At 71.9% G+C, this 11,523-nt stretch carries 7 protein-coding genes; 2 read left to right on the top strand and 5 right to left on the bottom strand.

The window, feature by feature from the left end:
- Window positions 1–25 precede the first annotated feature (25 nt).
- Window positions 26–2,347: a TonB-dependent receptor gene (locus tag VM685_RS04395; protein WP_325458906.1), complete on the bottom strand. Its 2,322-nt coding sequence runs from the start codon at window positions 2,345–2,347 to the stop codon at window positions 26–28.
- A gap of 118 nt (window positions 2,348–2,465) precedes the next feature.
- A complete protein-coding gene (locus VM685_RS04400; protein ID WP_325458907.1) occupies window positions 2,466–3,620 on the bottom strand; it encodes a saccharopine dehydrogenase family protein in 1,155 nt (384 codons plus the stop codon).
- A gap of 110 nt (window positions 3,621–3,730) precedes the next feature.
- Here VM685_RS04400 and VM685_RS04405 point away from each other — a divergent pair, with 110 nt between their 5' ends.
- Entirely contained in the window at window positions 3,731–6,196 is a 2,466-nt protein-coding gene (locus VM685_RS04405; RefSeq protein WP_325458908.1) for a ligase-associated DNA damage response DEXH box helicase, read from the top strand.
- Window positions 6,193–6,915 (top strand): ligase-associated DNA damage response endonuclease PdeM, encoded by a 723-nt coding sequence (gene pdeM, locus VM685_RS04410; RefSeq protein WP_325458909.1) that lies wholly within the window; start codon window positions 6,193–6,195, stop codon window positions 6,913–6,915. Before VM685_RS04405 ends, pdeM begins: the two co-directional genes overlap by 4 nt.
- On the opposite strand, the gene VM685_RS04415 is transcribed toward pdeM, so the two are convergent.
- From VM685_RS04415 to VM685_RS04425, 3 genes are read right to left on the bottom strand one after another with little or no spacing between them, the layout of a single operon-like run.
- Window positions 6,912–7,667 carry a TIGR02186 family protein gene (locus tag VM685_RS04415; protein WP_325458910.1) on the bottom strand — a complete coding sequence of 252 codons (756 nt, stop codon included), beginning with the start codon at window positions 7,665–7,667 and terminating at the stop codon, window positions 6,912–6,914. The genes pdeM and VM685_RS04415 overlap by 4 nt on opposite strands.
- Window positions 7,667–8,590 (bottom strand): sulfite exporter TauE/SafE family protein, encoded by a 924-nt coding sequence (locus VM685_RS04420; protein ID WP_325458911.1) that lies wholly within the window; start codon window positions 8,588–8,590, stop codon window positions 7,667–7,669. Before VM685_RS04420 ends, VM685_RS04415 begins: the two co-directional genes overlap by 1 nt.
- Before the next feature lie 32 nt (window positions 8,591–8,622).
- Window positions 8,623–11,385 carry a peptidoglycan-binding protein gene (locus VM685_RS04425; RefSeq protein WP_325458912.1) on the bottom strand — a complete coding sequence of 921 codons (2,763 nt, stop codon included), beginning with the start codon at window positions 11,383–11,385 and terminating at the stop codon, window positions 8,623–8,625.
- Window positions 11,386–11,523: the final 138 nt, after the last annotated feature.

Genomic DNA, 11,523 nt, shown 5'->3' on the forward strand with positions numbered 1-11,523 from the left:
GGCCCGGGCCTCCAGTTCGGGGGGATCAGAAGGTCTTGCGCAGGGTGGCGAACACCTGCCGGGGCGCGCCCGGAAGCAGGGTCTGGCTGTCGCCGCGCAGGGGGAAGCCGTTGGAGTTGATGGTGGAGATGTAGTCCTCGTCGAAGAGGTTGGAGACGTTGAGCTGAACCTCCAGCCCCTCCAGCCACGGCGAGCCCGAGAAGCGGTACCCGACCGCCAGTTCGGCCAGCGTCTGCGACGGCACGCTGCGGTCGTTCTCGTAGGTGAAGTAGCGCTTGCTCATGTAGCTGACGGAGACCCGCCCGAAGAAGGCGCCGTCGTCGTAGCCGAGCTCGGCCTTGGCGAGGTGGCGCGGCGTGTCGACGGTGGTCTTGCCGGCGGTGCGGGCGACCACCGCGCCGTTCCCGTCCACCGTGTCGTCGTCATAGGTGGAGTCGTTGTAGGCGTAGGAGCCGAAGGCCGACCACCGGTCGGTGATGTCCCAGGCGCCGACCGCCTCGACGCCCTTGGCGGTGACGCCGCCGACGTTGGACAGCGCCGAGGGGTTGCCGACGATGCCGGAGCCCACCGGCACCGCGAACAGCCGGTCCTTGAACGTCACGTGATAGGCGGCGAGCACGCCCTGGAAGCTCGCCGTCCGGAAGCGCCAGCCGCCCTCGAAGGTGTCGGAGATCTCGGGCTGCAGGGTGTCCTGGATCGCCGCGAAGCCGGCCTGGGTCGTGGAGAACGGACCCGAGGTGCCCGAGCTCGGGAAGGCCCGCATGTTCCGGGCGTAGCCGGCGAAGAGCTCGCTGTCCTCGGTGAGCGCGTAGCGGGCGCCGGCCTGCGGCAGGAAGTTCTCCTTCGCCTCGATCGTCCCGTTCTTGCGCAGGGACTCGGTGCGGGCGAAGACCGTGCGGCCCTCGTTCTCCACCGAGAGCGAGGCGAAGCCGAGGTTGACGGTGAGCGCCTCGGTGACCGTCCAGGTGTCCTGGATGTGCAGCTTCCAGGTGGTGGTCCCGAAGTCGTACTCCCAGTCGGTGCGGAACGGGCCTTCCTGCATCTCCAGGCTGTCGCGGCCGGGGGCGTCGTAGCCCAGGCCGTAGTAACGGCGGGCCTGGTTGAACTCGTTGTTCTCGAACCAGACGCCGGCGTTGATCGCGTGGGCGCCGATCCGGACCGTGCCGGACGCCACCAGGCCCTGGCGGCCCAGGTCGTACTCGGTGGTGCGGATGGAGATCGGGGCGTTGTCGCGGGTCGCCCCGGCGACGCCGTAGTTCGGCGACGGCACATAGGGCGTGAACCAGAGGCCCTGGCCTTCGTCGTTGTGCAGGTAGGCGGTGGCCCGGAAGTCCACGCTCTCGTGCGGCGACAAGCTGAGCGTGACGGCGCCCACCAGGTCGTCGCGCAGGCCCGCGGCGTTGGCGTAGGCGTCGTCCGCCGAGACGATCGGCGCCGGGTAGGTGGTCCCGGCCGAGGGTCGGGCGGGGGTCACGCCGGTGTCGCCGCGGTTGTTGGCGATCTCGGCGATGCGGACGATCAGCGGCCAGTCGTCGGAGATGTTGTCCCAGCCGGGGCCCAGCCGGTCGAGCATCTCCAGCGACAGGTCCTGGTAGTCATTCTCGCGCCGCTTGGACCAGTTGACCCAGCCGGTGACCGACGCCGTCTCGCCGAGCGGCTGGACGACCTTGGCGTTGAGCTGCTGGTGCCGCTGCTCGCCCGCGCCCTTCCACTTGTCGGCGGTGTTGTGGGAGTAGCTGACGTAGCCGCGGGCGCCGGTGGCCAGCTCGCCGGTCTCCAGACGGGCGAAGCCGCGCCAGGTGGACTCGCTGCCCCCGGTCGCGGCCACCAGGCCGCCGAAGTCGGTCTGCGGATCGCGCGAGACGTACTTGAGCGCGCCGCCGAGATTGTTGGCCGAGGCCGTGTCGAGCGCGCCCGCGCCCTGCGCCAGCTCCACGGCCCCGACGTTCTCGCCGGCGATGGCGCGCGAGATATGCAGGCCGTTGTGGTTGCCGTAGGTCATGTCGCCCAGCGGCACGTCGTCGAGGGTGAAGCCGAGCTGGCTCTGGTTGAAGCTGCGGATCGAGATCCGCGCCGCCCACTCGTAGGAGCCGAAGGGATCGGCCGCCTGCAGGTTCACGTTGGGCAGCTTCTCGACGAGCTTCAGCGGGCTGGCGCCCGGCGTCTCGAGCGCGAGCTCCTCGCCGCTCACCGTCTGGACCTGGCGGGCCTCGCCCCGGCCCAGCACGACGATCTCCTCGATCGCCGTGTTCTCAGCGAGCTGGACGGTTTCCTGGGCGGCGGCGGCCTGCGCCAGCCCAGCGGTGATCGCCAGCGCCGTGGCGCTGGCCCAAAGCTTCGACTTCATCGTCTGTTCCCCCAGCCGCTGTGTGCGGTCGACGGGGGGCCCTAACAGGCGCGATCTACAGTGAAGCTACAGTTCCATGACCGCTGTTTGACGGACGCAGGGGAAGGCCGCGGCCCCGTCAGTCCTCCACGACGAAGGTGAGCCCGGCGTTCTTCTGCAGGCGGTCGATGAGCTTCGTGCGCATGGCCGCGCCGGGCGTCCATACGCCGCCGGGCGTGTCCTGGCACTCCTTCACCAGGCACAGCGCCGACTCGGCGATCATCTTGGAGGTCGAGCCGTAGCCGGGGTCACGGTCACCCTTCACCGCCACGCGGACCTTGCGGCCGTCGGCGGCGAGGCCCACGAAGACCACGTCGAAGAAGCCGGTCTCCCGCTCCTCCTTGGTCGGCCCCTCGCCCGGCTTCGGCCCGCCGGCCTGGCCCACGGCGGTGAATTCGGTGGGCGCGCCCGGGACCAGGATCGACATCTCGTCGTACTGGAAGTCCTGGCCGTAGGGATGGCCCATCAGGAAGTTCGAGCGGTGGACGTTCTTGGCGTTGATCACCGCCATCATGAACGGCCCCACGTCGGCGCCGACGTCCTCGTCGTGCTGCACCTGGTTGGCGGGGGGCTGCGGCGGCCCCTGGAAGCCGGGCGTGAGCGCGAAGTCGTTCATCATCGCCGCCAGCTGCGACGGATCCTTCTGGATCGCGGCCATGGTGGCCGCGCCGGAGGCCGCCGTGCCGCCGGAGAGGCCGCCCTTGATGGCGCGCACCCGGCCCTTCACGCGGGGGACCGGGCCGCCCAGCTTCGCCTTGGCGGTCTCCTCGCAGAACAGCACGCCCAGCTCGAAGGGAATGGAGTCGAAGCCGCAGGAGTGGCAGAGCCGCGCGCCGGTCTTCTTCGCCGTCTCGTGGTGGGCGACGATGGTGCGGGCCATCCAGTTCGGCTCGCCGGTGAGGTCGAGGTAGTCCGTGCCGGCCGCGGCGCAGGCGGCGATCAGCGTGTCGCCGTAGAGCTGGTAGGGGCCCACCGTGGTGATCACCGCCTTGGCGCGCTTCACCATGGCCTCCAGGGAGGCGGGGTCGTCGGCGTCGGCCACGATCAGCGGGGTGTCCTTCGGCGCGCCGATCTCGTCACGCACCTGCTCGAGCTTGGCCTGGCTGCGTCCGGCCATGGCCCATTTCACCTCGCCGCCCACGCCATAGCGCTGGGCCAGGTGCTCGGCCACGAGGCGGCCCGTGTAGCCGGTGGCGCCGTAGACGATGACATCGAATTCCGCAGCGGGGTTCATGGCGCGCCTTCCTTGTTCCGAGGCGGCGCACCTTGCCGAGCGCTTACGATGTAAGCAAGAGGCCGCGACCTGCCTCGTGAAACGGAACGGGAACATGCTATAGGGGCGGAATGGCCGACGCCGCGGTCCCCGCATCCGACCTGCTCCCGGAGAGGTTCGCCGACTGGTTCGCCCAGCGCGGCTGGAGCCCGCGCGCCCACCAGCTGGCGATGGTCGAGCGGGCGCAGGCCGGTCGCGACGCCCTGCTGATCGCACCCACCGGCGGCGGCAAGACCCTGGCAGGGTTCCTGCCCAGCCTGATCGAGCTGACGCAGCGGCCGCCGGCCAACGCGCCGACGGGCCTGCACACCCTCTACATCTCGCCGCTGAAGGCCCTGGCGGTGGACGTGGAGCGGAACCTGAACGCTCCGATCCTGCAGATGGGCCTGCCGGTCACCGCCGAGAGCCGCACCGGCGACACCGGCGTCTCGCGCCGCCAGCGCCAGCGGCTGAAGCCGCCCGACATCCTCCTGACCACGCCCGAGCAGCTCGCCCTGCTCTGCGCCTGGGAAGGCGCGCGGGCCTATTTCGAGAGCCTCTCCTGCGTGGTGCTGGACGAGATCCACACGCTGCACTCTTCCAAGCGCGGCGACCTGCTGGCGCTCGATCTCGCCCGCATCCAGCAGTTCGCGCCGAACCTGCGCCGCGTCGGCCTTTCGGCCACGGTCGACGACCCGGAGGTGATCAAGCGCTGGATGGCGGGGCCCGGCGGGCCGTCCAGCATCGACCTGGTCCGCGGGCCGGCCGGTGCGGAGCCGCTGGTGGACGTGCTGCTGTCGGAGGGGCGGGTGCCGTGGGCGGGCCACACCGCCCAGCACGCCATGGCCGAGGTCTACGAGGTCATCAAACGCTCGCGGACGGCGCTCGTCTTCGTCAACACCCGCTTCCAGGCCGAGTTCGCCTTCCAGGAGCTCTGGCGCCTGAACGAGGACAGCCTGCCCATCGCCCTGCACCACGGCAGCCTCGCCGCCGAGCAGCGGCGCAAGGTCGAGGCGGCCATGGCCCGCGGCGAGCTGCGCGCCGTGGTCTGCACCTCCACTCTCGACCTCGGCATCGACTGGGGCGACGTGGACCTGGTCATCCAGCTCGCGAGCCCCAAGGGGGCGTCCCGGATGGTGCAGCGGATCGGCCGGGCGAACCACCGGCTGGACGAGCCCTCCCACGCGATCTTCGTGCCGGCCAACCGCTTCGAGATGCTGGAGTGCCAGGCCGCCCGCGAGGCGATCGCCGAGAACAAGCTTGACGGTGACCCGCCGCGGATCGGGGCGCTGGACGTGCTGGCCCAGCATGTCATGGGCTGCGCCTGCTCCGAGCCGTTCGACATGCTGGAGCTCTACGACGAGGTCCGCACCGCCGGCCCCTACCGCGACCTGCCCTGGGAGGACTTCGAGCAGGTCGTCGATTTCGTCTCCACCGGCGGCTATGCGCTGAAGACCTACGACCGCTTCCGCCGAATCGTGAGGGGACCCGACGGCCGCTGGCGGGTGCGCAATATCGCCACCGCCCAGCGGCACCGGCTGAACGTCGGCGCCATCGTCTCCCCCGCCATGCTGTCGGTGCGCATCGCCAGCCGCGGCGGCCGCGGCGGGCGCAAGATCGGCGAGGTCGAGGAAGGCATGCTGGAGATGCTCGACCCCGGTGACACCTTCGTCTTCGCCGGCCAGACCTGGCGGCTGATGGGGCTCACGAACCTCGACGTGCTGGTCTCGCCGGCCAATGACACGGATCCGAAGATGCCGTCCTGGGGCGGCTCGAAGTTCGCCCTCTCCACCTATCTCGCCAAGCGCGTGCGCCAGCTGATGTTCGACGAGAGCCACTGGAGCGTCCTGCCCACCGACGTGCGCGAATGGCTGGAGGCGCAGCGCGACCGCTCGCTGATCGTCCGCGAGGACGAGATGCTGCTGGAGACCTTCGCGCGCGGGAAGCGCCACTTCATGGTCTGCTACCCGTTCGAGGGCCGCCTGGCGCACACCACGCTGGCCATGCTGCTGACGCGGCGGCTGGAGCGGCTGAACGCGGCGCCCCTGGGCTTCGTCTGCAACGATTATGCGCTCGCCGTCTGGGCCCTGAAGCCGCTGGATCACCTCGACTTCGACGAGCTGTTCGCCGAGGACATGCTGGGCGACGACCTGGAGGACTGGCTCAACGAGAGCTTCATGATGAAGCGCGCCTTCAAGGGCTGCGCGATCATCGCGGGCCTCATCGAGCGGCGCTTCCCCGGCGAGCAGCAGAAGACCGGGCGGCAGATCACCTTCTCCACCGATCTGATCTACGACGTCCTGCGCCGCCACCAGCCGGACCACCTGCTGCTGCGCTGCGCGCGCGAGGATGCGGCGACCGGCCTCATCGACGTGGCGCGCCTGGGCCAGATGCTGGCGCGCATCCGCGGCCGGATCCGCCACGCCCCGCTCGAGCACCTCTCGCCCTTCTCGGTTCCGATCCTACTTGAGATCGGCAAGGAGCGGTCGCCGGGCGCAGCGGGCGAGATGATCCTGGCGGAAGCCGAAGAAGACCTGATCGCCGAGGCCCTGAGTTGAGTTCGCCCGCCTACGTCTACGACTTCGAAGGCAGCCCCTGCGGCTCGCTGCGGACCCGGGTGCGCGGGACCGCGGTGATGCTGCGGCCCTCCGGCGCGCTCTGGCTGGAGGCCGAGCGCACCCTGGTGGTGGCCGACCTGCACCTGGAGAAGGGCTCGTCCTACGCGGCCCGAGGCCAGATGCTGCCGCCGTACGACACGCGCGAGACCCTGGGCCGCCTGGAGGCGGAGGTCGCGGTGCTCTCGCCCATGGCCGTGATCCTGCTGGGCGACACGTTCCACGACCGCAGGTCCGAGGAGCGGCTGGCGGGCGATGACGCCGGGCGGCTGCGGGCGCTGGCCGCGGGCCGGCGGCTGATCTGGGTGATCGGCAACCACGACGCCGACGGACCCCGCGCCCTGCCCGGCGAGACCGCGGACGAGCTGGAGCTGGCCGGCCTCACCTTCCGCCACGAGCCGCAGGCCGGCGTCCATTCCGGCGAGGTGGCCGGCCACCTGCACCCGGCGGCCAAGGTGCGCGCCTCGCGCGGCGCGGTGCGCCGACGCTGCTTCGTGACCGATGCGGAACGCGCCATCCTGCCCGCCTTCGGCGCCTATGCCGGGGGGTTGAACATCCGCGACGCGGCTTTCTCGGGCCTGTTCGCGCGGCCCCCGCTGGCCGGCGCGCTCGGCCAGGCGCGGGTGCACGCCGTCGGGTGGCGCTCGCTGGGCCCCGACTAGTCTCGTCGCATGGCGAAGCTCGCCGCCCAGCCGGCGGCCAGCGCCAGCGCCATGGCGACGATCCCGTAGAGCCACGGCCGCTCGTGCGCCCAGACGTAGAGGGTGCGCTCGACGCCCACCTTCTCCACGGTGAGCGTCCGGGTGCGGACCGACACCGGCTCGCCGTCCTGGAACAGCAGGATGTCGGCCCGGTACTGGCCGGTCGGGGCCTGGGCGGGCAGCGCGATCTCCGCGCGGAACAGGCCGCGGTCGACGAAGCGGACGCCGTGCTCGTCGGCGGCGTAGAGGCCGGCCTTCTCCTTCAGCCGCACCACGGCGCGCCGCCACAGCAGGTAGTCGGGGCCGAGCCGGCTGACGACCACGTCGCGCACGCCGTAGCGGGTCTCCACGCGCTGCTCGTCCGGGGCTCGGATCGGCAGGTGGTCGACGCCCGCGCCCAGCTCGCGCAGCGTCCGGAAGCGGGCGATATCGTCCAGCGGCCGGGTGGAGGCGGCGATGTAGAAGCCGGGCGCGCCGTGGAACACCACCGGTCGGCTGTTCAGCCACAGCGGCCCCACCCGCACCTTGCGGGCGATCCGCACCGGCTGCTCCGGGCCGCGCACGATCACCACGACGTCGCTCGGCCGCTGGGCGGGATCGAACACCGCGCCGTAGAGCACGATCTGCGCGCCGCGGAAGTTGGACGCGACCTGCACCTGCGTCTCGGTGAGCGCCGCGGAAACGGCGGCGGGCGGGGCGGCGTCGACAGCCATCAGCCGCCCATCCCCTGCATGAGGACGAAGGCTTCGTCGGGCCGGACGAAGAGGCCGAGGCCCATGCGCAGGCCGACCATCAGGACGATCAGCGCCAGGATCGCCCGCAGCTCCTCGGCCCGGAACCGCGCCGAGGCCCGCGCGCCGTACTGGGCTCCCAGCACCCCGCCGAGCAGCAGCAGGGTGGCCAGCACGATGTCCACGGTCTGGTTGCGGCCGGCCTGCAGCACGCCGGTGAGCGCGGTGGTGATGATGATCTGGAAGAGGCTCGTGCCGACCACGACGCGGGCCGGCATCCGCAGGATGTAGACCATGGCCGGCACAAGGATGAAGCCGCCGCCCACGCCCATCACCGCCGAGAGTACCCCCACGAAGGCGCCGAGCGCCAGCGGCGGGATCACGCTGATGTAGAGCCGGGAGCGCGGGAAGCGCAGCTTCAGCGGCAGGCCGTAGAGCCAGGGGGGCCGCCGGTCGCGGCGCGGGGGCGGCGGCTCGCCCCGGCGGCGGCGCAGGATCGCCCTTAGGGACTCGGTCAGCATCAGCCCGCCGATCACGCCCAGGAAGATCAGGTAGGAAAGCGCCACCACCAGGTCGGCCTGGCCGAGCAGCCGCAGCCAGCGGAACAGCTCGACGCCGACGATCGCGCCGACCACGCCGCCGGCCGCCAGCACCCCGCCCATCCGCCAGTCCACCGCGCGGTTGCGGCTGTAGGTGACCACGCTCGACATGGAGGAGGCGGCCACGTGGTTGGACATGCTGGCCACGGCGACCGCGGGCGGAATGCCTAGGAACACCAGCAGCGGCGTCATCAGGAAGCCGCCGCCGATCCCGAACAGGCCCGAGATGAAGCCCACCAGCGCGCCCAGCGCCACGATCAGCGGCGCGTTCACCGACACCTCGGCGATGGGCAGGTAGATGTCCACGTCTCAAGCGCCCCCTTTGGAAGCGCCGCCGATCAGCGCGTGAAGACGGAGAGCCGCTGGGCGGTGTTGCGGTCGATCGTGCCGGTGGCGGCCAGCCCCTGATCGCGCTGGTAGGCCGAGACCGCAAGGCTGAACTCGCGCGAGGCCGCGCCGTTGGCCGGGCCCTTGTAGTAGCCGAGCCGGCCGAGGATCCGCTGGGCGGAGGCTACGGACACCGGGGCCGCGGCGGCCTGCTGGGTGGCGGACGCCGGCCGGAACGCCTGCGCGGCCTGGTCGGCGGCGGCCAGCTGGGCCGGGTTGAGCTTCGCCTCCAGGTCGATGGCGCTGGCGCGGGCGGCGGCGTCGCCGCCGCCGGCCGCGATCGAGAACCACTTGTAGGCCTCGCCGAGATCACGCGGCACGCCGCTGCCGGCCTGATAGAGCAGACCCAGGTTGTACTGGGAATCGCCGACGCCCAGTTCGGCGGCTTTCTTGAACCAGCGCGCGGCGCTGGCCAGGTCCTGCGGACCGCCGGTGCCCTCGAAGTAGTAGAGGGCCAGGTTGTGCATGCCGCGCGGCTCGCCGTTGATGGCGGCCTTGGTGGTCCACCGGCGGGCTTCCACGAGGTTCTTGGTCACCCCGCGTTGGCCGCTCTCGTAGAGCTTGCCCATGTAGAACTGGGCCGGCGCATAGTCGGAGTCGGCGATGGCCTTCATGCGGCCCAGCGCGCCCGGCTCGCCCTTCTCGACGGCACGCACGGCTTCCAGGTACTGGGCCGAGAGCGGAACGGCGGGCGGGGCCTCGGCCGCCTGCTCGACGGGCGCGGCCTCCACGGGCGCGGGGACGCTGGGGCCGATCGGCTGCGGCGCGATGGCCACCGCCGCGCGCGGCGGGGCGCCGAAGGGCGAGGTTTCCACCGCCTCCCGGGCGCCGCCGGCGTTCATCAGCACCATGCCGGCCGCGCCGACGCTGAGGAAGGCCGCGCCGCCGGCGATCATGAAGGCGGTCTGCAGGGTGGAGTTGGGCCGCGCCCGGGCGGCCTTCGGCGGCATCGGCGGCTTCGGCTGGGCGCGCCAGTTGGCGCGCGCCTTCACCTGCAGGCGCGGCCGGCTGGCTTCCGCCGCGCGGGCGGCGGCGCGGGCCTGGTCGATGACCTCGCGGGTGGAGAGCGGCTTCGGACCGGCGGTGACCGGTTCCGGCGCCGGCGGCGGCGGCTCGGGCTGGTCGAGGCCGAATATGTCCTCTTCCGGCTCGGGGATCGGCGCGAAGGCCTCGGCGTCGATGTCTTCGGCGAGCGGCGTCGGCCGCTCGGCCACCGGCTCGTCCAGCGGCAGCGCCTCGGCCCGGGAGAACAGTTCCGGCCCGAAGGCCGCCATGGACTTCAGCGGCCGATCGTCGGCCACGGGCGTCCCGAGACCGTTCAGGCGCTGCTCCAGCCGCTCGCTCGCCTCGTCGAGCAGGCGCGAGGTGCGCTCCTCGCTCTGGCGCAGGCGTTCGGCGATATCGGAGGCCACGCGCTCGTGGCGCTGCTCGATACGCTCGGTGACGCGGCTGACCTGCTCGCCCACGTCGTCGATCGCCTGGGCCGCGCGGCGCTCGGACTGCAGCATGCGGTCGGTGAGGCGCTCGGTGATGCGGCCGATCTCGGCGCCCAGCTTCTCCAGCGCGTCGGCCTGCGCCTGCTCGGCGCGGCCGAGCCGGTGCTCCACGGCGCCCGCGATGCGGGCCATTTCCCCGCCGACCGAAGCGATCGCCTCGGCGCTGCGGGTCTCGGACGCCTGCAGGCGGCGGTTGAAGGCCTCGGCGACGCTGATCACCTCGCGGCCCATGCGCTCGATGGCCTGGGCCGAGCGCTGCTCGGCGGCCTGCACCTGGCTAGCGAGTTCAGCGAAGCGTTCATCCACCCGGCCGGTGGCCGTGGCGGCGAGCTTCTCGGCGATCTCGGCGCGGGCGGCCTCGACGCGTTCACTGAGGCCAGCGGCAAGGGTCTCGAGCCGGTGCTCGGCGTCGCCCACGGCGGCGCCTTCCACCGCGCCCAGGCGGCCGTCGAGGGTCGCCAGGGAGGCGCGCAGGCTCTCCAGCGCCTCGGCCGTGCGGCCCTCGGCGTCGGCGAGCCGCTGGCCCAGGCGGCGGACGACTTCTTCGATCAGCGGCGCGGGGTCGCCGCCGGCGATCGCCTCGGCCCGGGCGACCCGGGCTTCCATGGCGGCCAGGGCCTCGCGGGTGCGGGCCTCGCCGGAATAGACGTGGTCGGCGACCCGGGTCACCGACTGCTCCAGCACGCGCAGGGCCTCGGCGGAGCGCGGGCCGCCGGTGGACTCGCTCTCCATGCGGCGCAGCCGATCGGCCAGCCGCGACTGCTCGGAGCCCACCTGGTCCACGGCGCTCTCGAAGCGGGCGGCGACGGCCACGTGCTCGCGCTCGCCGGCCTCGATGCGGGCGACCGCGGCGCGCACGGAATGCTCGACGCCGGAGATCGCCAGGCTGGTGCGGGTCTCGGATGACTCGATGCGGTCGGTCAGCCGATCCAGGGCGTAGGCGACGCGGGCCAGGTCGTCGGTCCGGGAGGCCTGATGCTGCTGTTGCGGCGGCGGCGTCGAGGCCACCAGCCGCGGCTTGGCCGGCTCGAACGAAGCGCGCGGCGCGCGGTCGTTGAAGTGGTCTTCGGAGGTCACGTCCTCCGGTACATCATCTTCTAGGATGACGCGATTCAGCCACTCGCCCAGCGTCATGCCCGAACGGCGCGCGAGGTCCTTGGCGACCTCCCTGGCCTTCGGATCAATCCCCTTGACGCTCCAGGGCGCCCCCGCCGTCATCGAATCGTTCTCCAGGTACTGAACGAAGGGTACGCACCGATTCCTGGGGGTGTAAACGCGACCTTAACGCTACATGTTGCGTCCCGGCCCTCGGGCCTGTGGACGCTTTTGGCCGCTTCCGAGGGCGTTCTTCCTTCA

This window comes from Phenylobacterium sp. (genome assembly GCF_035539035.1).
GTDB lineage: Bacteria > Pseudomonadota > Alphaproteobacteria > Caulobacterales > Caulobacteraceae > Phenylobacterium.

Coding starts and splice junctions, on each gene's coding strand:
- VM685_RS04395 (WP_325458906.1), bottom strand. CDS start 2,347: ATGAAGTCGAAGCTTTGGGCCAGCGCCACGGCGCTGGCGATCACCGCT.
- VM685_RS04400 (WP_325458907.1), bottom strand. CDS start 3,620: ATGAACCCCGCTGCGGAATTCGATGTCATCGTCTACGGCGCCACCGGC.
- VM685_RS04405 (WP_325458908.1), top strand. CDS start 3,731: ATGGCCGACGCCGCGGTCCCCGCATCCGACCTGCTCCCGGAGAGGTTC.
- VM685_RS04415 (WP_325458910.1), bottom strand. CDS start 7,667: ATGGCTGTCGACGCCGCCCCGCCCGCCGCCGTTTCCGCGGCGCTCACC.
- VM685_RS04425 (WP_325458912.1), bottom strand. CDS start 11,385: ATGACGGCGGGGGCGCCCTGGAGCGTCAAGGGGATTGATCCGAAGGCC.